Source organism: Aquitalea sp. FG25 (genome assembly GCF_057809375.1).
This window is the reverse complement of the sequence record NZ_JBMDJV010000002.1, coordinates 99,038-125,127: the sequence shown is the minus strand read 5'-3', so window position 1 is coordinate 125,127 and position 26,090 is coordinate 99,038. Positions and strand designations below refer to the sequence as shown.

The 26,090-nt window shown below is 61.9% G+C and carries 25 protein-coding genes; 16 read left to right on the top strand and 9 right to left on the bottom strand.

Going from position 1 to position 26,090, the window contains the following annotated elements:
• Nucleotides 1-389: 389 nt before the first annotated feature.
• The 16 genes from ACODR9_RS02265 to ACODR9_RS02190 all read left to right on the top strand — a co-directional run bounded on the left by ACODR9_RS02265 (nt 390) and on the right by ACODR9_RS02190 (nt 13,256).
• Complete coding sequence (locus ACODR9_RS02265) at nt 390-821, top strand: gp436 family protein (RefSeq protein WP_488807383.1); 432 nt, start codon at nt 390-392, stop codon at nt 819-821.
• Nucleotides 821-1,240 (top strand): phage tail terminator protein, encoded by a 420-nt coding sequence (locus tag ACODR9_RS02260; protein ID WP_488807382.1) that lies wholly within the window; start codon nt 821-823, stop codon nt 1,238-1,240. The genes ACODR9_RS02265 and ACODR9_RS02260 overlap by 1 nt, the downstream gene beginning before the upstream one ends.
• Before the next feature lie 11 nt (nt 1,241-1,251).
• Nucleotides 1,252-1,437 carry a DUF7210 family protein gene (locus ACODR9_RS02255; RefSeq protein ID WP_488807381.1) on the top strand — a complete coding sequence of 62 codons (186 nt, stop codon included), beginning with the start codon at nt 1,252-1,254 and terminating at the stop codon, nt 1,435-1,437.
• The gene (locus tag ACODR9_RS02250; protein WP_488807380.1) at nt 1,434-2,186 is read left to right on the top strand and encodes a phage tail tube protein; all 753 of its coding nucleotides are present in this window, start codon (nt 1,434-1,436) and stop codon (nt 2,184-2,186) included. Before ACODR9_RS02255 ends, ACODR9_RS02250 begins: the two co-directional genes overlap by 4 nt.
• Before the next feature lie 50 nt (nt 2,187-2,236).
• The gene (locus ACODR9_RS02245) at nt 2,237-2,605 is read left to right on the top strand and encodes a hypothetical protein (RefSeq protein WP_488807379.1); all 369 of its coding nucleotides are present in this window, start codon (nt 2,237-2,239) and stop codon (nt 2,603-2,605) included.
• 106 nt (nt 2,606-2,711) lie between these two features.
• Entirely contained in the window at nt 2,712-6,617 is a 3,906-nt protein-coding gene (locus ACODR9_RS02240) for a tape measure protein (RefSeq protein ID WP_488807378.1), read from the top strand.
• Between the two features lie 2 nt (nt 6,618-6,619).
• Nucleotides 6,620-7,045 (top strand): hypothetical protein, encoded by a 426-nt coding sequence (locus ACODR9_RS02235; protein ID WP_488807377.1) that lies wholly within the window; start codon nt 6,620-6,622, stop codon nt 7,043-7,045.
• Nucleotides 7,045-7,689 (top strand): hypothetical protein, encoded by a 645-nt coding sequence (locus ACODR9_RS02230; RefSeq protein WP_488807376.1) that lies wholly within the window; start codon nt 7,045-7,047, stop codon nt 7,687-7,689. Before ACODR9_RS02235 ends, ACODR9_RS02230 begins: the two co-directional genes overlap by 1 nt.
• 89 nt (nt 7,690-7,778) lie before the next feature.
• Nucleotides 7,779-9,833, top strand: coding sequence for an Ig-like domain-containing protein (locus ACODR9_RS02225; RefSeq protein WP_488807375.1), 2,055 nt, complete (start codon nt 7,779-7,781; stop codon nt 9,831-9,833).
• A complete protein-coding gene (locus ACODR9_RS02220; protein ID WP_488807374.1) occupies nt 9,830-10,189 on the top strand; it encodes a hypothetical protein in 360 nt (119 codons plus the stop codon). The genes ACODR9_RS02225 and ACODR9_RS02220 overlap by 4 nt, the downstream gene beginning before the upstream one ends.
• Before the next feature lie 3 nt (nt 10,190-10,192).
• Complete coding sequence (locus ACODR9_RS02215; RefSeq protein ID WP_488807373.1) at nt 10,193-10,567, top strand: hypothetical protein; 375 nt, start codon at nt 10,193-10,195, stop codon at nt 10,565-10,567.
• The gene (locus ACODR9_RS02210; protein WP_488807372.1) at nt 10,564-11,742 is read left to right on the top strand and encodes a hypothetical protein; all 1,179 of its coding nucleotides are present in this window, start codon (nt 10,564-10,566) and stop codon (nt 11,740-11,742) included. Before ACODR9_RS02215 ends, ACODR9_RS02210 begins: the two co-directional genes overlap by 4 nt.
• A 92-nt stretch (nt 11,743-11,834) precedes the next feature.
• On the top strand, nt 11,835-12,191 hold the full coding sequence (locus tag ACODR9_RS02205; RefSeq protein WP_488807371.1) for a hypothetical protein: 357 nt from the start codon (nt 11,835-11,837) through the stop codon (nt 12,189-12,191).
• Entirely contained in the window at nt 12,188-12,367 is a 180-nt protein-coding gene (locus ACODR9_RS02200) for a hypothetical protein (RefSeq protein ID WP_488807370.1), read from the top strand. The genes ACODR9_RS02205 and ACODR9_RS02200 overlap by 4 nt, the downstream gene beginning before the upstream one ends.
• 8 nt (nt 12,368-12,375) lie before the next feature.
• Nucleotides 12,376-12,864: a hypothetical protein gene (locus tag ACODR9_RS02195; protein WP_488807369.1), complete on the top strand. Its 489-nt coding sequence runs from the start codon at nt 12,376-12,378 to the stop codon at nt 12,862-12,864.
• A gap of 2 nt (nt 12,865-12,866) precedes the next feature.
• Nucleotides 12,867-13,256 carry a hypothetical protein gene (locus tag ACODR9_RS02190; protein ID WP_488807368.1) on the top strand — a complete coding sequence of 130 codons (390 nt, stop codon included), beginning with the start codon at nt 12,867-12,869 and terminating at the stop codon, nt 13,254-13,256.
• Between the two features lie 592 nt (nt 13,257-13,848).
• Here the strand turns inward: ACODR9_RS02190 and ACODR9_RS02185 are convergent.
• The 9 genes from ACODR9_RS02185 to ACODR9_RS02145 are packed head-to-tail and all read right to left on the bottom strand — an operon-like array spanning nt 13,849 to nt 26,075.
• Nucleotides 13,849-14,613, bottom strand: a complete 765-nt coding sequence (locus ACODR9_RS02185) for a cobalamin biosynthesis protein (protein WP_488807367.1) — start codon at nt 14,611-14,613, stop codon at nt 13,849-13,851.
• On the bottom strand, nt 14,610-15,461 hold the full coding sequence (gene cobM, locus ACODR9_RS02180) for a precorrin-4 C(11)-methyltransferase (protein WP_488807366.1): 852 nt from the start codon (nt 15,459-15,461) through the stop codon (nt 14,610-14,612). The genes ACODR9_RS02185 and cobM overlap by 4 nt, the downstream gene beginning before the upstream one ends.
• On the bottom strand, nt 15,458-16,189 hold the full coding sequence (gene cobI / locus ACODR9_RS02175; RefSeq protein ID WP_488807365.1) for a precorrin-2 C(20)-methyltransferase: 732 nt from the start codon (nt 16,187-16,189) through the stop codon (nt 15,458-15,460). Before cobI ends, cobM begins: the two co-directional genes overlap by 4 nt.
• Nucleotides 16,182-17,336 (bottom strand): cobalt-precorrin-5B (C(1))-methyltransferase CbiD, encoded by a 1,155-nt coding sequence (cbiD, locus tag ACODR9_RS02170; RefSeq protein ID WP_488807364.1) that lies wholly within the window; start codon nt 17,334-17,336, stop codon nt 16,182-16,184. Before cbiD ends, cobI begins: the two co-directional genes overlap by 8 nt.
• Nucleotides 17,333-18,904, bottom strand: coding sequence for a precorrin-8X methylmutase (locus tag ACODR9_RS02165; RefSeq protein ID WP_488807363.1), 1,572 nt, complete (start codon nt 18,902-18,904; stop codon nt 17,333-17,335). Before ACODR9_RS02165 ends, cbiD begins: the two co-directional genes overlap by 4 nt.
• Nucleotides 18,901-19,767, bottom strand: a complete 867-nt coding sequence (locus tag ACODR9_RS02160) for a cobalt-precorrin-7 (C(5))-methyltransferase (protein ID WP_488807362.1) — start codon at nt 19,765-19,767, stop codon at nt 18,901-18,903. The genes ACODR9_RS02165 and ACODR9_RS02160 overlap by 4 nt, the downstream gene beginning before the upstream one ends.
• The gene (locus ACODR9_RS02155; RefSeq protein WP_488807361.1) at nt 19,652-21,598 is read right to left on the bottom strand and encodes a putative cobaltochelatase; all 1,947 of its coding nucleotides are present in this window, start codon (nt 21,596-21,598) and stop codon (nt 19,652-19,654) included. Before ACODR9_RS02155 ends, ACODR9_RS02160 begins: the two co-directional genes overlap by 116 nt.
• Complete coding sequence (locus ACODR9_RS02150) at nt 21,595-25,749, bottom strand: cobaltochelatase subunit CobN (protein ID WP_488807360.1); 4,155 nt, start codon at nt 25,747-25,749, stop codon at nt 21,595-21,597. The genes ACODR9_RS02155 and ACODR9_RS02150 overlap by 4 nt, the downstream gene beginning before the upstream one ends.
• A complete protein-coding gene (locus ACODR9_RS02145; protein WP_488807359.1) occupies nt 25,746-26,075 on the bottom strand; it encodes a (2Fe-2S) ferredoxin domain-containing protein in 330 nt (109 codons plus the stop codon). The genes ACODR9_RS02150 and ACODR9_RS02145 overlap by 4 nt, the downstream gene beginning before the upstream one ends.
• Nucleotides 26,076-26,090: the final 15 nt, after the last annotated feature.

Here is a 26,090-nt window from a genome sequence, read left to right as displayed (position 1 = left end):
ACTCGTAATGGTGATGCCCAACGTCCAAGGCCAGGGGCGCTGCGCGGCTTTATTGCGCAGGGTTGGGCCTCATTGGCCTCGTGGAGAAAGACTTCTCGACTTCCTTCTGAATCGGCCCCGCTTTAATAGAGATGTTTTAGGCTGCTTTCAACATGACAGCAGCCTTCTTCTATCTGGTGTGCGATAGACGGCTGAGGCCGATCTTTAGGCTTCGGTCCCATATCTCGGCAATCACTGCTTCTAGCCGACAGTAGCCATACTATCACAATGGCATGGGCACTTACTTCGACAGATCAGTAGCTATCCCGACTTGGTTCTACCCAGAGAACTGACTACTACCGAACCCTTTCCCGCCTTTTTTGCACTCCCCATGCCCGCACAATGCGGGCATGACTACTTCTACCCCTTACATCACCCAGCAAGGACTGGAAGACCGCTTCGGGCGGGAGTTCCTGCTGCGCGTTACCGACCCGACCAAAACCGGGGAGGTCGACCAGGGCAAGGTCACGCGTGCCATCAGTGATGCCACCGAGCTGATTAATTCCTACCTGGGCAAGCGCTACACCCTGCCGGTGCCGTTTGTTCCTGGTGCGCTAGAGCGTGTTGCTGCCGACTTGGTGCGCTACTTCCTGTATTCCAGCCAGCCTGGTGAAGAAGTGACCAAGCGCTACGACGACGGGGTGAAGTGGCTCAAGGATGTGGCCAATGGCGTGGTATCGCTGGGGTTGCCAGTACCGGAGACCCCGGCTAGCTCCACCGGCAAGGTGGTCATGTCTGGCCCGCGCCGCAAGTTTACCCGCCGCAGCATGAGGGACTACTGATGCGTCCCGACCACCTCGCCCTGGGCAAGCACATCGTCACCCAGCTCAAAAGCCAGATCAATGACGTCCGCCAGATCGTACAGCGCGGTGAGCTGAGCGATGTGACCAGTGGCGAGCAAGTCTCGCCGTCCCTGTATGTGATCTACGTGCGGGATGTGCTGCCGGGTGATGGTCAGTCGCAAGAAGCCCAGAACCACATCCTGCAGCAGTGGATGGTCGTGGCGGCTCTTCAGGGTGATCCGGATCAGATGCTGGCCGAGGCTGGAGAACTGTTGGCTGGGGTGCGCGATGCCCTGCTGGGATGGACCCCGGATGCCGGGCTGTATGACCCACTGCAGGCGTCCACGCCACCCGCCGCCCTTTATGTGAGCGATTGGGGCTATTTCCCGCTGCTGTTTACCGCTGATTTCTATGCATGAAAGGAGACCCCATGGCATCGCCCCAGAAGGAGCAAGTCGAACTGCTCCAGGAGCACAAGAACGCTGGCACGACCTACCCAGCCGGCGAAAAGCTGGACGTATCACCCAGCACGGCCGCCTGGCTGTACCGCAACAACATTGCTAAGCCGGCAACGGCCAAGCAGTCCATATCCACTCTCTCGGAGCCTGAAGCATGAGCTACGCACCAGTCATTCTAACCCCTGAAAAACACTCTTACTCGGTCTCCGGCCAGATCCTGATGGCTGAGTATGGTGTCCCCAAATACACCCCGTTTGCCATGGTCGAAACCGCTGACCTGACCATTGAGCAGGAAACTCAGGAGCTGCCGGACTCCTACACCGGCCAGGGCAACTACGACAAGCTGTACTCGGTGAAGTCGGTATCTCTGGATCTGAAGGTGACTACCTTCCAGCCGGAAATCATTGCCGAAATGACCATGGGCGTTGCTAACAAGCGTGCTGAGTTGGCAATTACGGACGAAGTCCAGACCGCTTACCAGGGCGCGCTGGTGCCGCTGGAAAATATCGGTGCCGGTGATTTTGTTGTCGCTCCCAATGCCGGTGGCCAGCCATATATCGCCGGTAAGGACTACTTCCCGACTGCAGCCGGCATCATCCCGCTGGCCGGTGGCGCTATCGCGGACGGCACAAAGATCAAGGTCAGCTACAAGGCACTGCAGGCCAATGTGGTCGAGTGGCTGGCCGGCTCCCAGAAAGAGCGCAGCCTGATCTTCCATGGCGTGAACAAGGCCAGCCGCAAGCAGGTGGTGATGGAGGTGTTCCGGGGCAAGTTCGGCTTTGCCGACAAGTACTCCATCCTGGGCAAGGATTTCCGCAGTGCCGGCCTGAAGTTCGAGGTACTGGCAGACCCGCTGCAGACCGGTGACGGTATCTCGCAGTGGGTGCGCGAAACCCTGCTCAGCTAAACCACCACCATCACCGATGGGCGCAGCTTGGCTGCGCCCTGGAGCTTGTCATGCGTATCGAAAAATCCACCCCTATCGGTGACCACGTCATCACCATCCGCGAACTGACCGTCGCGGATATTCGCGCCATGTTGGTGGAATCCATACAGCAGTATGGTGATGTCGTGCTGATCCCGGAGCAGGCTGACCTTGTCTTGAACACCATGCTGCTACCGGATGTTCGCCTTGATGAATTGCGTGTTATGGCTCCGATGGCGCAGGACGTACTGGACAGCCTGGCCGACTCTGAACTGCAGGAGCTGCGCGCCAAGTGTCGGGAGCTGAACCCACTTTTTTTCGGCATGAAGGCGCGGCTGGAACAGGCGAAGGACCGGGCGGAGATAACTGCCCTGACCAAGCTGAGCAGCTACGCCAACTAGAAACCAATCTGGGCCGGCTGATTGAAGCGGGCCACCCCAATGCCGCCCAGTACCCGCTGCGCTTCTTTGCCGCCGTCATTGATGATCTGAATAGCCGAAACACCACATGAAAACCCTGGAATACCTGATCAAGGCCAACAGCTCCGACTTTGTCACTGCGGTGACCAAGGCGGAAACCATCTATGGCCAGGCACTCAAGGGCATGGCGGACAAGGCCAAGCAGATCAGCCTGTTTAAACAGGCCAAGGACGATGCTGACAGCACCGGTACCGCCCTGGTCAAGCTGAAGACCACGGCTGAGCAGGTACGCAAGGCACTGGGTGATAGTGGCGGCACCCTGCAGCAAAGCCAGACGCTGGCCCAAACTGAGGCGGCTATCAGCAAGACAGAGGCGGCCATGCGTGGCCAAGTGGCAGCGGTGGTCACCATGCGCCAGGCGTTGGCCGCTGCCGGTGTGGATACCCGCAATCTGGCCGTCGAACAGGGCAAGATGGCCAGCGCGATTGCAAAAGCATCAGCAAGCGTCATCCAGAACCGCCGCACTAATGCTGCCCGTGATGTGCTGGGCATCCGCTCCGAGCTGGATATCACCCGCGAAATTAACCTGGTGCAGGCAGCGTATGACCGCCTCGCAGCCACCGGGACGGTTTCGCATAACGAGCTGGACCGAGCCGCCGCTGCGACCAAGGCCCGCATTGCCGCACTGCGCCAGGAGCTGCGCGGCGGTGCCGAGGAGGTCAAGCTGTTTGCAGCCCCATCTGCATCGGTCAACCAGGTGCGCCGCACTGGTGCCGCCCGCGATGTCCTGGGTATCCGCTCCGAGCTGGATATCACCCGCGAAATCAGCCAGGTGCAAGCAGCGTATGACCGCCTTGCTGCCACCGGTACGGTTTCGCATAACGAGCTGGACCGGGCGGCTGCTGCGACCAAGGCCCGGATCGCGTCCTTGCGCCAGGAACTGCGTGGCGGTGCCGAAGAGGTCAAGCTGTTTACAGCTCCTGCAGCACCAGTCAAACAAGCCCAGCGCACCAGCGCTGCTCGTGACGTGCTGGGTATTCGCTCCCAGACTGATATCCAGCGTGAAATCCAGCAGGTGTCGGCTGCATTCACGCGCCTGACCCAGAACCCGGCTATCAGCATGGCCGAGCTGTCCAGGGCGGCCACGGCTGCCAAGGCCAGGATTGCCGAACTGCGCGCTGAGCTGCAAGGCAATATGCCCGCCAGCAGCTTCCTGATGACAGGTGCCGGCAAGCTGGTGGCCATGGCCAGCGCAGTGGTATCGCTGAATGCCGCGCTGGCGCTGACCCGGAGCATTCTGTCCACGGCTGGCCAGTTTGAAACCCTGCGCACCCAGTTAAACGCCGTTGAAAAGTCTGCCACAAAGGGTGGTGAGGCCTTCGCTTATATCAAGCAGCAGGCGATCAATACCCCATTTCAGGTCACTAACCTGACCCAGACCTATATCCGGTTGCGCAATTACGGGCTGGACCCGACTGCCGGCAGCATGCAGGCCATCATCGACCAGGCGGCCAAACTGGGTGCGTCCCAGGAAATGCTGGAGCGCATCACCCTGGCACTGGGCCAAGCCTGGACCAAGCAGAAGCTGCAGGGCGAAGAGATCATGCAGCTCAACGAGGCCGGTGTCCCAGTGTGGGATCTGCTGTCCAAGGCCATGAACAAGTCCGCCGCCGAGCTGATGAAGATGTCCGAAAACGGCCAGCTTGGCCGGGAGGCCATCACTGCGCTGATGCAGGCGATGGAGAACGATGCAGCTGGTGCGGCCGCCTCCCAGATGCAGACCTGGAACGGGGTGGTGTCAAATGCCACCGACCTGTGGCAGGAGTTCCTGGACAGCATTGGCCAGGCCGGGCTGTTGCAGTTTGCCAAGGACAGCATCAACCAGCTGACGGCTGCCCTGCAGAAGATGAAGGAAACCGGCGAGCTATCCCAGATCGCCCACGACATCGCAGACGCGCTGCAGGCCCTGGGCAAGATTGCCATCGGCACCGCCAAGTTCCTTACTGCGCATCACGATGCAATCATCGCGGTGGCTGCGGTTTATGGTGCGCTGGCTGCAAAGAAACTGTTTGCTGGACTGGCTACCGATCTAGTGACCTTTGCTACTGCTGCTACCAAAGCTGCTACCGCACTGCGGACACTGAAAGAAGCCCAGACCGTGGGCGATATCGTTAACACGGTGGTTGGCAAAGGTGGTGTTAAAAAGGCTGCACCTGCCATTAAAGCAGCAACCACGACCAGCACAATTGAGGCAACGGGAACGGTTGCAGCTATTGGTGCTGCAGCCGGTGGCGCAAAAACGGCTGATGCCGCCAGCAAGGTTGGTCAAGCTGCCAGCAAAACCGTGCAAGTTGCATCTCAGGCCGCTAGTAAGGCATGGGGTGGGTTGTCTGCTGAAATGACAGTTGGTGGTACTCGTCTGATATCGGTGTTCGGTGCGGTTGCCGCCCGACTTGGTCTGGTGACATCGGCCTTGCTGCTGGGCTACGACGTAGTCACCAAGGTTATTCCCGCCGCAGTCGACCTGCACCAGATGGAAGTCGACGCACTGGAACAAAAGCGGCAGAAGCTGGAGGAAATCAACCGTCTGCAGCAGCAGGCAGCCCGCTCTGGTGGGACCGGTGCGGTAACGCGGGTCTACACGGCAGAAGAGCTGGCCAGCGCGACTACCGCCCAGCTCAAGACTTACCGCGAGAACCTCGACCGTGCTCACCAGATCCAGATCGACCAGGCTAACCTGCGCGCCCAGGACGTGACGCGTGCCGGTGGTAGGTCTGACCAAGACCCCGAATACCAGAAGTACCTGGCCGAGGCTGTCACCTACAAGAAAGCGCTCAAGGCGCTGGACGATTACCAAGCACAGCGGCTGAAACAGGAGACGACCTACGGCAACCAGGTGAAGGCCATTAAGGCCGGCCAACTGGAGACGCTGGCAGTTGCGCTGGCCAAGGAACAGAAGCTGTACGACAAGGCCAACGAGCAGCTGCAGGCTGCTGTTGCTGATCGCAGGAAGCACCAGGACGTGTGGGCCAACAACAAGGCAGTCGATCCTGCCGCCAAAGCTGCAGAACCACAGGGTGTCACCGACTACTACGAAAGCCTGCGCAAAGCCAACGAGTTGGCCCGTAAAGCCGCCACCAGCCAGCAGACGGCAGGCAATACTGGATTGGACAGTGACTTCCAGAAAGCTGCACGGGATGCCGCTGCCGCCGAAACAGCATTCAGCCGGGTAATGGAGGTGATCAACCAGCTGCGCACGAACGGCAAGATCACTGAGGGCGAATTCAACCTCATGAATGACCAGGCAGGCCGCTCCCAGGACAGCGCCGATGCCGGCATGGAGAAAACGGCCAAGTCCACCATGCAAAAGGCCATTGAGCAGATCGAAGCCATCAAGGCCGCTGCTGCTGCGGTACAAAAGCTGGATATCTCGGTCAGCATCAACGACCAACAGGCCCTGCAGGATATGGACAGCATGATGAACCGTATCCAGCAGGCGGCGACAGCCAAACCGATCAAGATTGCCGTGGAGCTGGTAGGGCCAGATGGCAAGTACCGTACCGATGCCCGCAGCACACTGGGTCTGGCGGACCGGCCCTTGTCTGAAATCCAGTCCAATGCAGAAGGCGGTGCCATTTCCGGCCCCGGTACCGGCACCTCGGACAGCATCCTCAGCTGGCTGAGTGATGGGGAATTTGTGGTCAAGGCCGCAGCCACCAGCTACTACGGTCCCGGCCTGCTGCAGGCCATCAACCAGATGCGCCTGCCACGCTTTGCTATAGGCGGTGCCGTTGGCCAGTTGCCGGCAGTGAGCCGTGCCATGGCGGGCATCCCGACCATGCAGGCAGTTGCGACCGCCAGCCCGGCCAGCCAAAAGACCCCGCTCAATATCTATCTGCCAGGCCAGGCCGCCCCCGTGCCGCTCTATGGCGATGACGATGCCGTCCAGCAGCTGGTGAAGGCCGCGACCCTGATGAATCTGAAACAAGGCTGAACATGGCAAACGTCCACGAATACGCACTGACGCTGGGCATTGATGGCACGTTAATTCCCGTCAAAGCCGTCGTGAAATTAACGCAGACCTATGACCGTGCAGGCGGGCGCAACCTGCTGCGCATGCGCTCCGGTCGGGGCGTGATGCAGTCCCGCTGGGAGAAGATCCGTTCCGATATCGCCGCGACTGGCTGGATGCCAGCCCCGCTGGCTGCCCTGGATCAAACAATCCCCCACATTCTGGACTGCGCTGCGCCCAGGGCGGTGCCAATTGGCACGGTCGTCAGTGAGCGCCTGGACATTCCAGGCGTGGTCCGCAATGGCATGTATTACTACTGGCCGCGCATGACCGGCTTTATCACGATCACCGAGAACACCGATATCCGCTCCGCAAGCTGGGGCTGGAACCTGCATTTTGAGGAGCAATGATGGCAATCCCGAATACTAGCTATTTCCCAGGTGTTGCACCGAATCCTGGTCAGGCCGTTTATCTAGATGGCTGGGAAACCACATTGGCTGCGGAGTGGAGTGGAACGGGAGTGCCCCAGTTTGAAAGCTGGATCAACCTGGATACGGTACTGCTACAGTTTCCCAATGCCTTTGCAAATATCGTGCTTGAGTGGGCTGTTGATGGTGTGACCTATCGCCAACCAGCCGTCGTCTATGCTGCAGATGGCCGTGTGTATGGAGAAAAGGTTGGCAGTGGAATGGCGACCAATGCACCGGCCACCGATAGCGCTAGTGCGGCGATGCCAAAGGGTGCCAGGGTTTATATGCCACTCATGGCCGCTGACATTCAGTTCCTAGTTAATTTCTCTCCGGTATTGCTGCCTTATACGGTGCAGGACAACGCATGGGTTTCCGCAACTACTTACCACTTCAATAAGCCATACGGCCCCAATGGGAGAAGATACGTTTTCCCCAATATTGTGGATGGAGATAAGGGCTTGGTATTGCTCTGCGCATTTACCAGCCGTGGCTATGTCGTCATCCAGGAACAAAAGCTGACGGGTGAGCTGAACTGGTTTGATATGCCAGCCATCATCAATAACGGTGGCGGCACGCCATCATGATGTTCGGTTTGTCTCCGTTTGGTGAGACCCCAATCGGTCTCTCGTCGGCTGCAGCGGGTTCAACGGTTCACGCCGGACAAACTGTTTCCTTGCCGCTAGTGATTACCGTAGCACATGCCCAGTCTCTGCCATCGGAGGCATGGGATGTCAGGGTGACGCTGGGTGGGGTCGATGTCTCTGACCGCATTGCCGGTGAAGTCACTATCGAAGCCGAAGAAGATACGGCCCGTATTGCCTCGGTCAGGCTATTCTTGGTCGCGGGTGAGTCGTTTGCCAGCCTGTCTAGTGCAGTCCTGGCCATTGATGTGCAACACACGCTCCTTAGTGCATGGGTACGGCGGTTTACCGGGCGGGTCGCGCTGCCGGAGATTGATGCTGAAACCGGCATTGCCACCTTGCACGGTACCGATGGCCGGCGCGACTCGCTGGCCTTGGCCACCCGCACCGAGCTGGATGCCTTGCTGGGTGGCTTCTGGTCGCCCCATGTGTTTGCCCGCTATGCCGACAGCCTGCAGTACGCCCAGGACCGGCTCTCCACGCTGCCCGCCGCCTATGATCTGGATGTGTATGGCGCACCCCGGCTGACGCCGTGGGCTGGTCTGGCCTCCCGGCTGACGTTGACGGACGATGATCTGGCAGACGGGTCGCTTGCTATCCAGCCGGCTGCCCGGCAGTCCGTGGTTAACCTAGTCACCAATGACAATATTGGCGTCCAGCCAGTCAGTACCACCCCGATTTGCCATCTGGCTGACAACACCACCCTGACCACCAATTCCCAGCCGACGCTGGCCGGTATTGCCGTGCCAGGCATGGATATCCGTGTGGACATTGCTGGCCAGGTGCTAACCACCGTGGCGGGCAGTACCGGCTCCTGGTCCGTTACCACCAGAGTTCTGGCTGATGGCCGTTACACGCCCCAGGTGACACTCAGTGCTGGCGCAGCCTCATGCATCATGTGGGGCACACCGTTCCAGGTGGCACGAGATGGTAAAGGCAGTGCGGTGACCAGCGAGTCTGCAATGGAGCAGGTTGTGGATTGCAGCCTGCAGTATCGCTACCCGCGCCTGCATGAGTACCGGCGCGTCATCAACTGGAGTATGGGCCTGTCCTATGGTGAGTTTGTACGGGGACGTAATGGCAAGCCGTTCAAGCTGCCCGAAAAGAGCCTGTTCCGTTCAGCTGTGGAGAGTAGCGGCTGGAAACTGCGCTCTGAGGCCTGGACCGCGCCACTGCAGGGCACCCAGTACGTTGGCTATGTGGATGCCTCTGGAGCAATCATTGAAGGCAACCCGTCTTCCAGCGCCGTCGCCATCCTGACCTTCCGCAATGACTACACCGGCCCCGCTGCCGACGACCCGCGCTGTGCCGGCGCAGTCCTGCAACTTGCCAGGCGTGTGGTGCAGTCCATGACTGAACGCTGGCGCATTACGGTCCATGCTCCAGATAGCGTAGCGGCACTGGGTATGCTGAAGCGCCAGGGCCAGACAGTCAGCATGGATGCCTCTGGCCTGTTTGATGCGAGCAGCTGGATTAGCTCGACCACCATGCTGCCTGATATCGGCACTACGACCACGGACCTGACCTCACTGGCTGGGGCCAGCCGCGAAGATGCCAACCTTGCCCTGCAGACACTGGCGGCCATCGCCCGTCGCCAGATTCTGGCCTCGCATCGGACCACCCGAGTGCAATTCAAAGCGCAAAGCAATCCACTGCTGGATGTGGACCTGGGCGTGACATTGAATAGTGTCGATATGTTGGCTATCGGCAAGGTGGCACGCCTGGTCGAGCATTACGACACCATGGCCGGCAGCGCGATCACTGATGTGGAACTTGCGATCTCCGGGCTGGTGGCTGCCGGTACCGCTAACAGTGATCCGATCCTGGCACCGGAACTCACCGGCCTGCCGAACATGTCGCAGGCCGATAGCGCCGATCTGGGCACCTGCCTTGAGGGGATAGGGAGCTACAGTGCCACCACCACCGGCTACACCACCGGTGCCGCAGGCGATACCAGCTCGGCCTATCCCCATGAGGTGGCAATTTCGGTGCCAGATATTCCGGTGTTTTTGACTGACCCTGTTTCGCGGGAGCTGGCCTACAACATCAGCGTGGCCATCCCGGTCGATACCCTGGAAATGCGATGAGTCTGACCTTTGGTTTTTATGAAGATGCAGCCCGGACCATGCCGCTGGCCAGCCTGGCAATCAAGGGCGGTACCGCGACCCGTATCTGGGTGGGAACAGATGGCACGGCCCAAGCCCAGGCCGCGAGTGGCGGCAGCATCACGCTGACTGCCAATGCCGTGCAGCCTGGTGTGCTGGCCAGCGCCATTCACCTGGCCACCTCACTGTCTGCGCTGGCCAGCGCCAGTGCATCCGTCGATCTGGGCCAGGTGGTCAGTGGCATGCAGGCCTTGTGGCTGCTGGTCGACCAGTCCGCGCTGGCGGATGGGGAATACAGCAATGTCTCCCTGGTCACCAACCCGATCTATGAGAGCTGAGCCATGGCACGGATGAATGCACAGCAGGCAGCAGAAGTTGCCAAGGCTCTCGCCCGGCAGAACAATCAAACGACCACGGCCAGCAGCCTGCCGGCAGTCAGCGGGCCGGGTGGCATTGCCGGGGGTATCTTCAGGGGGAAGGCCAAAGAAGCGGCCAGCGCCTCTGGCGGTGCCGGGCTGGCATCGGCCTACGTGGAGACCGCAAGGACCTGGGGGGATACCTCTACGGAACTGACTACCAGGTTTACGTCTGATGGATTATTCGCCATCGGGATGGTGCCGGTTAAAACCATCACCCTGGCCGAGTCCGATGCCTCAGGCAATGCCATTACCGGGACATCCGTCACCATTACCTTGAGCGGGAAGCTGCCATCATGATGGTGCCGGTCAGCATGGGCTTTTTTGGTGGCCACGTTGAAGGTGCAGCCAACGGAGTCGGGGCGTTTGTGCGGGATGATGGCAGTCGCTTTGCCTGGCATGGCTATAGCCCGTTTTTTACCTGGTTTGACGGCTCCACATGGCCAGCCTATTGCAATCGTGCCCGCGTACCAGGAGCACCCCATAACGTACCCGGTGCCCGCCAAGAAGTGTGGTCGTATGGTCCTAATGGCTGCGTGTATGCAGGGAAGTACCCGGCCAATATCTTTACCGGCTCTGCCCTGGTCGCCTGGTTGTACCCGATTGCACCTGGTGAAGTCTTGTGGCTGGGAGCGCCTCGCGCAGCAGGTATGGCGGATATGGGCGACCAGGCGGTACGCCCAGCATTCACCGTGGCGGTTTCCGGCGATATTCCGCTCAGCCCCAAGTGGGTGTGTTCGTCGTGGGATGGCAGCTGTGCTGTGATCTATGACGGGATCTATTTCTATGATGTTGCCGTCAGTGTGGTGAAGAAAACAGGCGTTACCACTCCGGGTACGACCAGCAAGGTTCGCTACGAGGTCACCTTGGCTTATACGCGCTATATCGACAGCATCGGCCGCGTGGTCGATATTGAAAATAACGCGCTGTACGGCATTGATATCGTCAATCTCAACGAGGCCATCATGCTGGGAAGCGTCACCATTACGGCATCCTCTGGCTTGTCGGATACCGTACAGCTCTACCAGCAGGTATTTCATCTTCGCTACGAATTCAATGGTAAAGCGCTGGCCGAGTTCAAGACTGTTGTTCATGACGTGGGTGAGCACCCGAACATCAAGCAGATTGATGTGGATGCCTATCTACAGCAGCAAGGTATCTACGATAGGACGATGTCTGCCTGGTTTCTGGGGGAAGAGGTTATTTCCGAAGTCACTTTCCCTCGGACCTCAATGCTGGGCCATACCTTTGCCCTGAACGCTGGCAATGTGTTCAGCCTGCAGTGCTGGGACATCCCGTACGGTGGTGCCAAGCATGTGGACTATGCTGGCTTCGGTGATGCCTTGGCGGCAGCACCGTTTCCTAGTGATGCGGTCATCAAGTCCAGTTCTGATGCGATGTACCTGCGGGCGATTGCACCAGGAAAAATCTACCTGTCGGACAATGAGAAGGACCAGTCGTTTTTCTTTGTCTGACTATCTGTACGAACCCCTTCCCCCGTTCCTCCTAAGCAGAAACACCGGACACTTGGCACTCAATGTCCGGTGTTTTGTTTTGAGAGGCCACCTTGCTCCCCTTTGCCCGTAAAGAACCGCTGATCATCGTCCAGGGCTGCACCTTCCTGCATACCTGGGAATGGCTGGCCGGTGGCCAGCCGGTCGACCTGACCGGGGCCGAGTTTGAACTGGTGGCTAAGTCCAGCACGGATAAAGCTACCACTCTGATTCATCTCACGACTGCAAATGCCGGTATCGCTGTGAACGGCAACGCCATCACCCTCCGCATTGAAGAGGCTATCACCCGCACTTACACCTGGCGTGATGCTGTGTTTAACCTGCGCGTTAAATGGCCTGGGCCGGAGCCGCGCCGGGTTGACCCGTTCATGACAGGCCGGATTGAAGTTTTGCCGGGGGTATTGGCATGACTGAAGTGATTGAACTGACTCCGACCCCAGCCCGCGAGGTTCTTGAAGTCACTATCACCGAGCGGGAAACAATTGTTGATGTCGCTCGGCAAGGCCCTCCGGGACCACCAGGCCCTGCCGGTTCCGATGTATTCGACATCGATCTCAACCTTATTTATCAGATAGCAAAATTTTAGGAGTGCCCATGTCCCTCGAAAATAGAATCACCGCGCTTGCGCAAAGCATTGCGGCTGATATCAAGTTGCTGAAGGCGGCTCAAGGCAATTTGAATGTCCTGAATACGACGGCAAAAACCAGCTTGGTAGCGGCGATCAATGAAGTACTGGGGCTGGTCCAGGCGGCGGCAGGTGCTGCTGGTGCATCTATTGACGACACTGCCGCCAGTAATGACAAAACCTTCTCTTCTACTAAAGTCACGGCGCTGCTTGCTGATCTGAAAACTCAGATTCTTGGTGGTGCGTCAGCAGCTTATGACACGCTGCAGGAAATTGAAGCAGAGCTGGGGAGTAATGGTACGGCACTGGCCAACCTGTTGACGGCTGTAGGAAACCGGGTCAGCTTTGCTGACGCCCAGTCACTGACTGCGGCGCAGCAGCCTCAGGCATGTACCAATCTCGGCATCGGTGATCCCACGACAGATTTCGTTGCCGCTTACACTGCAGCGAAAGCCTAGCGATGGCAACCCTTGTCAGTCGGTTTTTGACTGCACTTCAGAGTGTCGGAAGTGATATCAAGGCATTGCAGCAACTGTGCCCGAGCTGTCTGGTGAATTTCAATGGTGCGGTAAGTACTCCAACCGTTCGCTGGGGCTATAACGTTGCCAGCATTACCAAAGTATCCACAGGGCGTTACCGGGTTTACTTTGCCACCAAAATGGCAAGCATCAATTACATCATGGCTGGATCACCGACGGGAGCCAGCATGACTGATGCAAACGGTATTCTGCGTGCACGTGGAGGGGGGATGACTGTTGACTATGTGGAGATTGTGACCGGACCGGGTGGGGTAACTTCTCTATCCGATTACGACACGATTAGTCTGGTGATATTTGGCGGGAGGACTTAGCCTGTTTTGCAGGCTAATTTGCACATGATTTTAAAATGGATCTGTGCAAATAACCGCGCGAAAGTGTGCAAATAAGGTCGCGACGCTACATCGAGGTACTTTCTTTTGCTTCGCCAAAAAGAAAGTACCCAAAGAAAAGGCGACCCGCAGCGCATCGAATTCCCGCCACAGCCATCCCGCCCAAGGCGCGGCTGAACTCGCACCGTGCTAGCGTCACGGTGCTCAAACATGCAGCCGCTTAACACCTTGGGCAGCACGTCTGTATCGGCTCGCGCTGACGGGACTGGGCCAGCTCCGACCAGCATTCATATCAATACGCACCGCACCGACGCCACCCTTGTCCCCATCAAGCATGCCGACGGGTGACGCTGCTGCGGTTTTAAGCGGCTGGCTGTTTGAGCGATTGGACGTTAGCCAATCGCGAGTTCCAGCCGTGCCGCAACAGTGTCAGGCCCCGGAGGGTAGCCGCAGGCCATGCTTGCCGGGGTGGCCTTGGAGGTGAAGGAGGGCTTGGCCACGCAAGCCCTCTTTCCCGCCTGCCGCGCGGAAGCGGCATCAAAACCATCATCCGCGTAAGCGGATACAACACCCCTTATTCAACTGCGCCAAAATCAGCAAACACATCCTCCACCACCGCCACCGTCACCCCCTCGCACGCCATCTTTGGCACTAGCAAGCGCCCGCGCGGGCTGGCAATCAGCGCGCAGGGCTCGCATACCCCGTCCACCCCTACATTCTGCTGTACCCAGGCGGAGGGCTGGCCGGTCCAGCCGCGGGCGGCCACGTCGGCACGGGCAATCACCCGCAAGGGCAAGTCGTGACGGGCGCAGAATTCCAGCAGGCCCAGTTCATCGGCCTTCAGGTCGATGGTGGCCACCTCGCGCACTTCACTGAGGCTGCGCCTGGCCAGCGCTTGCAACACTGCCTGTTCGATGGCGTCGGCGCTTTTACCTCGGCGGCAGCCTATGCCCAGCGTCAGCGGTTTGAGTGCTTCTGTTGCGGTGGTAATGGCCGGGGTGGCGCCGGTGAGGCGGGCGACGTGGTAGGCCATCGCATTGGCACCGCCTTCGTGGCCGGACAGCAGCGGAATGGCAAAGCGCGCGGCTTCGTCCAGCACCACCACGGCGGGGTCGGTGAGTTTGCTGTGTGTCAGGCCATCCAGATAACGCACGGCAATGCCGCTGGCCATCAGCAACACCCATTGGCGGTGCTGGTGGAATACGCTGGCAAACTGCTGGCGCGCGTTGTAATCCGGCTGCTGCCAGGGTTGGTAGACGGTGGCATCCAGCGCGCTGGCCAGTTGCCGCGCCAGCGGCAGGGCGGATTCGCGCACGGTCCAGATGGCGGTGTGGCTCACGAGGCTTCCTGTTCCGGGGCCTGTTCCGGGGCCTGCTCGGATTGTTCCGCCAGTTCCGGCTTGCGCTTGCTCGGGCGCGGGGTTTTGCGGTCGTTGCCATCACGGAAGATATGGGTGAAGCCAGCAGCGTACAGGCTGGATTCCACCCCGCCTTCGCGCGACAGCGCCGCGCCTACCAGCAGCAGGGTGGTGAGCAGCCAGTCTTTTTGTTTCACCTCGGATAGCAGCGTGCCCAGCGTGCTGCGGTGGATGGACTGGTCCGGCCAGCTGGCGCGGCGCACCAGTGCCACCGGGGTATCCGGCGGGTAGTGCAGCAGCAGGTCGGCCACGGTGTATTTCAGCCGCTGGCCGGACAGGAAGATGCACATGGTGGCCTGGTGTTCGGCAAAGCGGGCGATGGACTCCAGCTCCGGCACCGCACTGGCACGGCCAGAGACGCGGGTGAGGATGATGGACTGCGAGATGGCCGGGCGGGTCAGTTCGCTGCCCAGTGCTGCCGCAGCTGCGGTGAAGGAGGACACGCCGGGGACAATTTCGTAGGCTATGCCCAGCGCTTCCAGCCGACGCATTTGCTCGGCGGTGGCACCGTAGATGGCCGGGTCGCCGGAGTGCAGCCGCGCCACGTCGATATTGGCGGCCTGGGCGCGGCGGTAGCAGTCTTCCTGCTGGTCCAGCGACAGCTCGGCGGTGTCCAGAATCTCCGCCCCCGCGCTGCAATGCTGCAGCATGTCGGTGGGCACCAGCGAACCGGCGTACAGCACCATGCCGCAACTACCCAGCAGGCGCGCGCCGCGCAGGGTGATCAGGTCGGCGGCACCGGGGCCGGCACCAATGAAATAGACTTTCATGAATGACGTTTCTCTCTCGCCTGGCGGCGGATCAGCATGGTGGCCAGATAACCGCTGGCCGAGGCGTCCAGCTGGCTGACATCCGGACACAGGATTTCATCGGTCAGGCCGATGCGGCGGGCGAAGGCGCAATGCTGGGCAATGCCCAGCCGCGCCAGCAGGGCCAGCACGTCTGGCAGGCGCTGGCCTATCTTCATCAGCACCACGATGTCGTGGCTGGCGATGTCTGCTTCCAGCGCGGCCATGTCGTCCGGGCAGGGCAGAATCAGCATGCGTTCCTTGCCTTCGCCCAGCGGCCAGGATAGCGCCGAGGCGGTGGCGGCAAAGCTGGTGACGCCAGGGAAGGTGGTGTGGGTCAGGCCGGGCAGGCGTTCGCGCAGCGCGGCCAGCAGATAGCCGTAGGTGGAGTAGGTCATGCTGTCGCCGATGGTGAGATAGGCAACGCTGTGGCCTTGCTCCAGCTCGGCGGCCACGCTGGCGGCCAGCGCGGCATAGTGGTCGGCCAGCAGGCTGCGGTCCGGGTCCATGATGAATTCCACGTCACGGAATTTGCCAGCATCAATGGGCAGACCGGCCAGACATTGCTGTGCCACCGATTGCTCGCTGCCACGTGCGCGCGGCAGGTAGATGATGTCGGCCTGCTGCAGGGCCTGCAGCGCAGCCACCGGTATCAGCCCGGCCTGGCCCGGGCCTACGCCCACGCCAATGAAATGTCCCAGTTCACTCATGTGTGTCTCCGACGGCTTCGCCCAGCGGCGTGCCGTCCATGCTGAACAGCCGTACTGCCACGCGGCGGGCGCTGGGCAGTCGGCTGTGCATGCGGGTGGATACCCGCTGTTCTACCTCCATCCAGAAGGCTTGCGCCTGCGGATGGCCTTGCAATATTTGCACGATGTTTTCCACCGTATTGGCCTGGCGGATGGCCTGTACCAGTGCCGCGCTCAGGCCCAGCTCCTGCGCCAGTTGTGCCACATCGTCCATGGCCATGGCGCTTTTGCCGGAATGGGTGTCCCATACCGTGGGGTCCAGCAGCTTGGCCAGCTTGCCGGGGTGGCCCAGCACCCACAGCGTGTCCAGCACGCGGCCCTGTTCCTGCAAGATGGCCTCGGCCTGTTCCAGCGAGCTGCCGACAAAGTTGGCAATCTGCACCACCTGTTTTTTCGGCAGGCCCAGCACATCGGCGGCGTAGCCACGGCCTATCTTGCCGGGGGTGAAGGCGATGGCGGCGGGCAAATCGCCCAGTGCCACGCGGATATACACCTCGATGGAAGCCATCCACGCTGCCAGCGACATCGGTTCGACAATGCCGCTGGTGCCCAGAATGGAAATGCCGCCGACAATGCCCAGCATGGGGTTGAAGGTGCGTTTGGCAATGCGCCCGCCTTCCACGCAGCCGATGGCCAGATCAAAACCGGGGTCGGGCCGCCCGGCCAGCACCTCGGCCACCGCCCATTGCATCATCTGCCGTGGTACCGGATTGATGGCTGGTTCGTCCGGTGGAATGCGCAGGCCGGGCAGGGTGACGGTGCCCACGCCCTCGGCGGCGATAAAGCGCAGCTGGCCGCTGCCATTGCGCCGCACCTGGGCAAAGATGGTGGCACCGTGGGTGTTGTCCGGGTCGTCGCCACCGTCTTTCAGTACTTCGGCGCGGGCGGTGTCTGGCTCCAGCAGGTCCACCGCCTGGATGGGTACGGTGAGGTAGTAGTCCGGGTCGGGCAGGCTGATGTCCACTTCGCTGGCGCGCACCCCGTCCAGCAGGCAGGCCAGCGCGGCCTTGACCGCAGCGGTGGCACAACTGCCGGTGGTGCGACCCCGGCGCAGGCCGTTGGGGGCCAGTACCGACAGGTCGTAGGGGACGCGCCGTTCGTGGGTCATGCGTCTTGCGCCGCCTGTTGCTGCTGGTACACGTGGCCGATGGCGTCAATCATCAGCGCATTGACGATGGTGGCCGCCCACGGCGAGCCGCCACGGGTGCCGCTATTGGTGATGCGCGGCACTTGCAGCAGGCCGCGCAGAGCGTCCTTGCATTCGCGGGTACCGACAAAGCCCACCGGCAGGCCTACCACCAGTTGCGGTCGCCAGCCGTGTTCGCGCACCAGCCGCACCAGTTCCATGATGGCAGTGGGAGCATCGCCAATGGCCACGATCACGTCATTGCCAAACTTCTCCCAGGCGCGGCGGATACCAGCGGCGGAGCGGGTGAGGCCATGGGCTTCGGCCAAGAGATAGGTTTCCGGGTCGTGCACGCCGCACCAGGTTTCCACTTCCAGTTGTTGCAGCACTGCGCGCTTGAGGCCGGTTTCCACCATGGTGACATCGGTGACGATGCGGCGGCAGCGCAGCAGGGCGCGCATGCCGATGTCGGCCGCGCCGGGCGAGAAGTACAGCTCGTCCACGCTGCTGAAGTCGCCGGTGGTGTGTACCAGCCGGTGCAGCGCGGTGTGCTGTTCCGCCGGAAAGGCCGACCAGTCGCGCCCCTCGCGGATGATGCGCATGCTTTCCGCTTCGATGGGGTGCGGCACATAGGGCGGCCATGCAGGGGCGGCGGCAGGGCTGCTGTCTTTGGCTAGCAGGCCGCGCACCTTGCCGTGATGGCCTTGCTGCGGCGTGCCCACTTGCTGCTCGAAGCCGATGATCTGCACCCGGTATTTGCACAGCGCGCAGTTCATGCTGGCGCGGCCTTCCACGCCTTCCTGCGCGCGTTCCAGAAACACTTCGGCCACTTGTTCGTGCACGCCCAGATACGGCGCGGCCAGTACTTCGATGTCCGGGCAGCGCGCGGCCAGATCATCCACCGCGCCGTAAATGCGCTTGACCAGCACGCCATCAAACAGGAAGTAAGGCAGTACCACGATGCGCTCAAAGCCCAGCAGGCTGGCTGCTTTCAGGCCATCGGCCACCAGCGGGCGCGCGGTGCCGGAATAGCAGACAAAGGACGCGCCAAAGCCCATGCCTTCTTCCAGCATGCGGGTGAGTTTGGCGATTTCCGAGTTGGCGTCCGGGTCGGTGGTGCCGCGTCCCACTACCACCAGGCAGCTGTCGCCACGCGCCACGGTGCGCGGCGAGCGCGCTTCGGCCTCGATGATGCGCAGGCGGCACAATTCCAGCAGGCGCGGGTGCAAGTCCATCGCCGCGCCAAAGTGGAAGTTGGTATCCGGGTGTTCCTGTTGCAGTGCCAGCAGTTCGCTGGGCATATCGTTTTTGGCGTGGGTGGCGGCCAGCAGCACGCCGGGGGTCATCACCACTGTTTTGGCACCATCGGCAATGGCCTGGGCCACGGCCTGGTCGATGGTGGGCGTGGCGAATTCCAGAAAGCCGTGGTAGATGCGGCGCTGCGGTGCGCGCTGGCGCATGATGTCCACCAGCGCCATGAATTCGGCGATGCCAGCCGGGTCGCGGCTGCCATGCCCGGCCAGCACGATGCTGTAATCCTGCGTGCTCATTGCGCCTGCTCCGGCGTGGGCAGGTGGCTGGGCTCGATCTGGCTGTCCATCGGCGTTTTGGTGCGGATCAGCATGATGCTCATGTCCGAGCAGCGGTGTTCGGCGCACTCGGCCAGCGTGCCGTGCCATTCGGCTTCGCCACGGGTGAGGTTTTCCCACACTTCCACTTGCTGGTCGGCCGGAATGCCGTTTTCCAGCAGATAGGCGGCGATATGCCAGGGCATGAAGGAGCGGGCTTCGTCCCAGGGACAGGGAATCACGATGGCATTGCGCTGGTCTTGCAGCACATGCACCAGATGGCGCTTGAACGGGGTGAGGTCGCCACGGCGGTGGAAGGTGATGAAGGTGGTTTCGTCAAAACACACCTTGGCGCGCGAGGCCAGTACCTGGGCCGAGGACAGGCCGGGCATGGTTTCCACCGGGTGGCCACAGGCACGTTCCACCCGTTCCAGATACTGGAAGCCGCTGAAGTGAATGTCGCCCATGAACACCACCACGCAGTTTTTACCGGCGTGGTGCAGCTTGGCCACTTCGTCCAGCTGGGCCACCTGGTCGCGGTAGCCCATCTGGATCACCTGAGCCGTGTCCGGAATCAGCGGACGTACCACGTCGATAACGGCGTTGAAACCGGCGACAACGTCGGCGTTGGCAATGAGGTCGGCCGAGCGGCGCGGCAGGTAGCCGATATCGCCTGGGCCTGCTCCGATGCAGATAATCATGTCTATTCCTTTATGCAGCGCGACGGCATCAGCCCAGTCGCGCCTGAATCGTGATGGTGAGTTGTTCGCTGGACAGCTGCTCGCACGGCAGGTATTCCGCCTGCAGCGCTTCGGCCAGTTGGCGGGCGCGGCCCAGCTTGACATAGGCTTGTTCGGTATCCAGCACCAGCGCCGGGATGGCGGCGTCGGCCAGCTCGCCCGCCAGTTGCAGGCTTTGCTGCCACGGGTCGGCATGGTCTTCACCCAGTGCCACATTGGCACGGCCATCGCTTAGCAACACCAGCAGCGGCGACAAGCCCTGTGCACCCTGACGGCCCAGCGTGGCGGCGGCCAGTTGCAGCGCATGCGGCAGCGGTGTGCGGCCACCGGTGGGCAGGGCGTGCAGCGCTTGTTCGGCTTGTTCCACCTGCCGGGTGGGCGGCAGCACCAGCTCGGCCTGACGGCCACGGAAGGCGATGACGGCAATCTGGTCGCGGCGCTGGTAGGCGTCTTGCAGCAGGCTGAGCACCGTGCCCTTTACCTGTTCCATGCGCTGCTGGGCGGCCATGGAGCCGGAGGCATCCACCACCAGCACAATCAGATTGCCCTGTTTTGCCGTACGCACCTTGTCGTGCAGGTCGGCGCGGGTGACGGCAAATTCTGCCGGATTGCGCTGGATGGCATGGCGCAGGGTGGCGTCCAGTGCCAGGGCCTGCGGCTGGGCGTTGGGCACGGCGCGCACGCTGTGGCCACGCCGTGCATTCAGCACCGTGCTGCGGCGGCCGCTGGCTTCACTGTCACTGCTGTGGCTGGCCAGGCGGATGGTGCTAATGTCCTGCGGCGCGCGGGCGGCGAAAACTTGTTCGCCGCCGTTGTCTTGTTGTGACTGCTGGTCCTGCTCGTCGTCGGCGGGCGTGTCTTGCTGCTCGTCCGGCTGTTGTTCTGTGGCGGCGGTATTATCCGCTGCGCTGGCGGGCGGGGGCGGGTTTTGCGCTTGCTGCGTCAGCTCATCCAGTTTGTCCTGATCCAGCCCGCTTTGCTCGAACGGCTTGCGGCGGCGGCGGTGTGGCAGTACCAGCATGGCGGCAGTGCGGATGTCTTCGGCGCTGACCTGCGCCCGCGCATCCAGCGCGGCCAGTGCGCGGGCCGCCTTGTGCAGCACGATGTCGGCGCGCAGGCTGGCCACTTCGAATTCGCAGCACAGCTGGCTGATGAAGTCGAACAGGTGGTCGCTTACCGTTACCGTGGCCAGCATGGCCTGGGCCTGACGAATCTGCTCCTGCAGCGCGCTGCCTTCGGCCTGCCAGCGGGCGGCGAAGCCTTGCGGGTCGGCTTCGAAGGCCAGACGGCGGCGTACCACCTCGCTGCGGATGGCGGCATCGCGCGGGGCGGCCACGTCCACCATCAGGCCGAAACGGTCCAGCAGTTGCGGGCGCAGTTCGCCTTCTTCCTGATTCATGGTGCCCAGCAGGGTGATGCGCGCCGGGTGGCTGATGGACAGGCCTTCACGCTGCACGGTGTTGACGCCCATGGCGGCCACGTCCAGCAGCACGTCCACCAGGTGGTCGGCCAGCAGGTTTACCTCGTCGATATACAGCAGGCCACGGTGGGCATTGGCCAGCAGGCCGGGCTTGAAGGCCTGGCGGGCTTGCTTGAGTGCCTGTTCAAAGTCCAGGCTGCCCAGCACGCGGTCCTCGCTGGCACCCAGCGGCAGGTTGACGAAGGGGACGGCGGCGTCTTCCGCCACTGCGTGTTCGCCCTGACAGCAGCTGCATTCGGGCAAGGGAGAGGCCGGGTCGCAGTTGAAGGCACAGCCGGGCACGCGGCGGATGGGCGGCAAAATGGCCCCCAGCCCGCGTGCGGCGGTGCTCTTGGCGCTGCCCTTGTCGCCACGGATCAGCACGCCGCCCAGTGACGGATCCACCGCGCACAGCAGCAGGGCCTGTTTCAGTTGTTCTTGTCCGACGATGGCGGCAAACGGATAAATCTGTTTCATGAGCGGCCTTGCGGATGTTCGCCACGCGCTTCCAGCATGGCTTCGCTATTCAGATGCAGTTGTTGCAGCGCGGCCAGCGTCTCTGGCTTGGGCTGCTGCCATAGCTGGCGCTGGGCGGCTTCCAGCAGGCGTTCGCTGATGGCATTGAGCGCCCACGGGTTGCTGTCGGCAAAAAACTGCTGCATGGCCGGGTCCAGCGCGTAGCGGGCGGCCAGTTCTTCGTAGACCCAGTCGTCCACCACGTGGGCGGTGGCATCGTAGCCGAACAGGTAGTCCACGGTGGCGGTCAGTTCCAGCCCGCCCTTGTAGCCATGCTGCTGGATGCTGGCAATCCACTTGGGGTTGGCCACCCGTGAGCGGAACACGCGCAGCACTTCTTCCTTCAGCCCGCGCACTTGCGGCTGGTCCGGGTTATGGCTGTCGCCAAAGAAGGCGCGCGGCTGGCGGCCGGTAAGGCTGCGGATGGTGGCAATCATGCCGCCGTGGTACTGCAGGTAGTCGTCGCTGTCGAAGATATCGTGTTCGCGATTGTCCTGGTTGTGCAGCGCCACTTCCACGCCGGATAGGCGATGGCGTAACGCGTCGCGGGCATCGGCCCCCTGTACGTTGCGGCCATAGGCATAGCCGCCCCAGTTGAGGTAGGCGGTGGCGAAGTCGGCGTCGGTCTGCCAGTTCTGCTCGTTGATCAGCGGCAAAATACCCGCACCGTAGCTGCCCGGCTTGGCCCCGAACACGCGCAGCAGCGCCGGATCGGCAGCACTGCCCGGCAGGGCGTGCAGCAGTTGCTGGCGGATGTCGTCCAGATAGTGTTTGCGCAGGTAGTTGTCCGCCGGGTCTTCGTCCAGCATGGCCACCGCCTGTACTGCGTCGTCCACCAGCGCAATCAGCTGCGGGAAGGCATCGCGGAAAAAGCCGCTGATGCGTACCGTGACGTCAATACGCGGGCGGCCCAGTTCAGAGAGCGGAATCACTTCGATACCGGCCACGCGGCGGCTTTCCGCTTGCCAGCGCGGACGCACGCCCAATAGCGCGAGGATTTCGGCAATGTCGTCGCCGTGGGTGCGCATGGCGCTGGTGCCCCACACGCTGATGCTGACCGATTCCGGATAGCTGCCGGTTTCCTTGCGGTGGCGCGCCAGCATTTCATTGGCCAGCTGGCTGCCCACTTGCCAGGCGGCTTGCGAGGGCAGGCCGCGCGGGTCTACCGAGTAGAAATTGCGCCCGGTGGGCAGGATGTGCGCCATGCCACGGGTGGGCGCGCCGCTGGGGCCTGCCGGCACATAGCCACCGGCCAGACCGCGCAGCAGATTGTCGATTTCCTCGTGGGTGCGCGCCAGATTGGGCAGCAGTTCGCGCTGGATGTAGGCCAGCACCTGTTGCAGCGCGTGGCTGTCACCGGCCTGTGGCAGTACGGTGGCAACGGCGGCGGGAATCGAAGCCGCCTCCGCGCTCAGCAGTTGTGCCACCAGCTGACGTGCCAGCTGGTTGATATGGTCGATGGCGTCGCTGCGGGTGTGCAGCAGTTGGGTGCTGCTCATCTCCAGTGCCACCGGCACGTTTTCCAGGCGGCGGCCTTTGTCGTCCTGCAATGCCTCCCAGTTCACGCCCAAGGCTTGGGCTACGCTGGCGGGCAGGCTGGGCACGGCCAGATTGGGCAGGCGGGTGAGGGCGCACAGCATGTCGATCAGCGCCTCGCCTTGCGGCGCCTGGCCGAGAATGTGCAGGCCGTCGCGGATTTGCGCCGCGCCCAGCTCGCACAGGTAACCGTCGATGTCTTCGATCAGGTGGGCCACATCCACGCCCTCCATCTTGGCCAGCGTCAGCGGCACGCCATCGGCATTCAGCGTGTTATCCCATTCGTGGGCATGGCCGTGATCATGGTCGTCGTGGTCGTGGTCGTGGTCGTGATGGTGATGGCCGTGTGCATGACCATGGTGATCGTGGTTGTGGTCATGATGGTGATGATCATGCGCGCCGTGGCTGTGCGCTGCGCCCTTGGCCACCGGGCGGAACTGCATGCCAGCTGCCTTGGCGGGTGCTGCTTTTTCTGTCTTGGTGGGCTGGCTCAGGCGATAGCCCGCTTGCGCTGCCTTGGGTGGATGCGGGTGGGCATGGTCATGGTCGTCATGGTGGTTGTGATGATGGTGACCGTGCTCATGTTCATCATGGTGATGATGGTCGTGCCCCAGCATGGCAGCCAGATCGCTGTCCAGCCGTGCTTCCTTGATCAAGTCCCAGATTTGCTGCTGCAGCAGCGGCAGCTTGTTCGGGTCCAGCATTTCCACCTGGTAATACTCGTCCACCAACTGGGTGAGCTGCGCCAGCGGGCCGTAGGTGTCGGCGGTGGTCATCGGCGGGGTCAGGTGGTCGATGATCACCGAATGGGCGCGGCGCTTGGCCTGCGAGCCCTCGCCCGGATCGTTCAGGATGAAGGGGTAGAACATGGGCATGTCGCCCAGCAACGCATCTGGGAAGCAGTGTTCCGACACGCCCACGCCCTTGCCGGGCAGCCATTCCAGCGTGCCGTGCTTGCCCACATGAACAATGGCATCGGCCTGCCATTCGTCGCGCAGCCAGCAGTACAGCGCGTAGTAGTGATGGGTGGGCGGCAGGTCCGGCGTGTGGTAGATGGCGTCCGGGTCCATGCCATAGCCACGCGGCGGTTGCAGCGCGACAAAGGCATTGCCCAGCTCCATACCGGCGAATATCAGCTGGTCGCCATCCACATAAGCCGTGCCCGGCGCGGCACCCCAGCGCTCCAGCATGCGCTGTTGCAGCGGGGTGGGCAGCTCGGCAAACCATTGCTGGTAGCGCGCTAGCGGCACGCGGGCGATGGCCTGGCGCAGTTGGTCGGCGCTGAGGTAGTCGGTGTCGTAACAACCACGGTCGATCAGGCTGTGCATCAGCGCGTCGCTGCTGTCCGGCAGGGTGCCGATGCCATAGCCATTGGCTTGCATGGCTTGCAGCAGCGCATACAGCGAGGCGGCGGAATCCAGCCCCACCGCATTGCCCACTTGCGAGGCCTTGCTGTTGGAGTTGGTAAAGATAAAAGCAACCCGCTTGTCGCCAACCGGGGTGTGCTTCAGCCGCGCCAGTCGGGCGGCAATACCAGCCAGGCGGCGCATGCGGTCTGGCAGTGGCTGGTAGTCGCTGCTGGCCGGGTCTTCCGGCTTGAACGATACCGGCACGCCGATGATGCGGCCGTCGAATTCCGGCAGCGCCACATTCATGGCGGTGTCCAGCGGGTTCAGCCCGCGTTCGGATTGCTCCCACTGCGCCTGGTTCATGCTGCTGGTGATGGCTTGCAGTACCGGGATGTCCAGCTGCTCGAAAGCCTCCACCGCCCAGCTGGCCTGGGTGGCACCCTCGGCATTGACTTCGCCCATGGCAAACGATGTGGTGTTGATCAGCACGCAGGGCTCAGCGGCGCGTGGGTCGCGCAGCAATTGCAGCGCGGCGGGCAGGCCCTGCGCGTCCTGGCTGCGCAGCGAGGAGGTAAACAAGGGCAGCGCGTTGATCTGGCGTTCGGCCAGCATGTCCACCAGCATGTCGATAAAGCGGGTGTTGCCGCTCAGCCAGTGGGCGCGGTAGAAGCTGATGGCTACCGTGGGCCAGCCGGGCTGGCGAATTTCACACCAGTCATCCAGGCTGCAGCCGTCGGATAGTTCCGGGTGATACAGGCCGTGTTCCGGCAGTGCCGCCGGGGGCAGATAGCCGTGGCCGGTCAACAGCAGGCGGTCGGACAGATAGCGCATCAGCTGCGCCATATTGCTGCTGCCACCGGCTTGCAGATAGGCATTGGCATCTTGCTGGATGGCTGGGGGAACGGTGCTGAGCGCGGCCAGTTCCGGGTCCGGCTCGCCGGTGCCGCTGAGGATGATCAGCGCCTGACGACGGGCAATGGCGTGCTGGCGCAGCAGGTCGAAACCGGGAATGGCCTGGACCCGGCCCAGCACGCGCAGCAGCAGGATGCGGGCGCTGGATAATTGACCATCCAGCAGTTGCTGCATCTGCTGTTCGTCGGCGATGTGCTGCAGGGCAATGCCCGACACCGGGCTGAAGTCCTGCGGCCAACGGGCGCGGCCCAGCGCGGTGAGGTCGGTGCCAGCATGGCTTAGCAGCACGATGCCGCCATTGTTTTCATGCTTCATTGCGCGCTTTCACTGCTGACATCGCCCGAGCCCAGGCGATGGAAAATCAGGGGTTCTACCGGCACGCCGCCTTGCAGATGCTCGCTGACAATGCGCTGTACTGCGCTGGCATCCACCTTGCGGTACCACACGCCTTCCGGGTAAACCACCATGATGGGGCCTTCCTTGCACACGGCAAAACAATGGCTGCGGGTGCGCTTTACCTTGAGGCCGTCGCAGGCATCAATGGCCTGGCCCAGTTGCTTGAACATGACTTCGGCCTGCTGGCCGTTTTCGGTACAGCGCGGGCCGGTACACATCAGCACGTGTTTGTAATGCAGTCGCATGTATTCTCTTGAGGG

Bases quoted from the DNA above. Each gene is read 5' to 3' on its own strand.
- ACODR9_RS02265 (WP_488807383.1), top strand. From the start codon at position 390: ATGACTACTTCTACCCCTTACATCACCCAGCAAGGACTGGAAGACCGC.
- ACODR9_RS02260 (WP_488807382.1), top strand. From the start codon at position 821: ATGCGTCCCGACCACCTCGCCCTGGGCAAGCACATCGTCACCCAGCTC.
- ACODR9_RS02255 (WP_488807381.1), top strand. From the start codon at position 1,252: ATGGCATCGCCCCAGAAGGAGCAAGTCGAACTGCTCCAGGAGCACAAG.
- ACODR9_RS02250 (WP_488807380.1), top strand. From the start codon at position 1,434: ATGAGCTACGCACCAGTCATTCTAACCCCTGAAAAACACTCTTACTCG.
- ACODR9_RS02245 (WP_488807379.1), top strand. From the start codon at position 2,237: ATGCGTATCGAAAAATCCACCCCTATCGGTGACCACGTCATCACCATC.
- ACODR9_RS02240 (WP_488807378.1), top strand. From the start codon at position 2,712: ATGAAAACCCTGGAATACCTGATCAAGGCCAACAGCTCCGACTTTGTC.
- ACODR9_RS02235 (WP_488807377.1), top strand. From the start codon at position 6,620: ATGGCAAACGTCCACGAATACGCACTGACGCTGGGCATTGATGGCACG.
- ACODR9_RS02230 (WP_488807376.1), top strand. From the start codon at position 7,045: ATGGCAATCCCGAATACTAGCTATTTCCCAGGTGTTGCACCGAATCCT.
- ACODR9_RS02220 (WP_488807374.1), top strand. From the start codon at position 9,830: ATGAGTCTGACCTTTGGTTTTTATGAAGATGCAGCCCGGACCATGCCG.
- ACODR9_RS02215 (WP_488807373.1), top strand. From the start codon at position 10,193: ATGGCACGGATGAATGCACAGCAGGCAGCAGAAGTTGCCAAGGCTCTC.
- ACODR9_RS02210 (WP_488807372.1), top strand. From the start codon at position 10,564: ATGATGGTGCCGGTCAGCATGGGCTTTTTTGGTGGCCACGTTGAAGGT.
- ACODR9_RS02200 (WP_488807370.1), top strand. From the start codon at position 12,188: ATGACTGAAGTGATTGAACTGACTCCGACCCCAGCCCGCGAGGTTCTT.
- ACODR9_RS02195 (WP_488807369.1), top strand. From the start codon at position 12,376: ATGTCCCTCGAAAATAGAATCACCGCGCTTGCGCAAAGCATTGCGGCT.
- ACODR9_RS02190 (WP_488807368.1), top strand. From the start codon at position 12,867: ATGGCAACCCTTGTCAGTCGGTTTTTGACTGCACTTCAGAGTGTCGGA.
- cobM (WP_488807366.1), bottom strand. From the start codon at position 15,461: ATGAAAGTCTATTTCATTGGTGCCGGCCCCGGTGCCGCCGACCTGATC.
- cobI (WP_488807365.1), bottom strand. From the start codon at position 16,189: ATGAGTGAACTGGGACATTTCATTGGCGTGGGCGTAGGCCCGGGCCAG.
- cbiD (WP_488807364.1), bottom strand. From the start codon at position 17,336: ATGACCCACGAACGGCGCGTCCCCTACGACCTGTCGGTACTGGCCCCC.
- ACODR9_RS02165 (WP_488807363.1), bottom strand. From the start codon at position 18,904: ATGAGCACGCAGGATTACAGCATCGTGCTGGCCGGGCATGGCAGCCGC.
- ACODR9_RS02160 (WP_488807362.1), bottom strand. From the start codon at position 19,767: ATGTCAAGCTGGGCCGCGCCCGCCAACTGGCCGAAGCGCTGCAGGCGG.
- ACODR9_RS02155 (WP_488807361.1), bottom strand. From the start codon at position 21,598: ATGAAACAGATTTATCCGTTTGCCGCCATCGTCGGACAAGAACAACTG.
- ACODR9_RS02150 (WP_488807360.1), bottom strand. From the start codon at position 25,749: ATGAAGCATGAAAACAATGGCGGCATCGTGCTGCTAAGCCATGCTGGC.
- ACODR9_RS02145 (WP_488807359.1), bottom strand. From the start codon at position 26,075: ATGCGACTGCATTACAAACACGTGCTGATGTGTACCGGCCCGCGCTGT.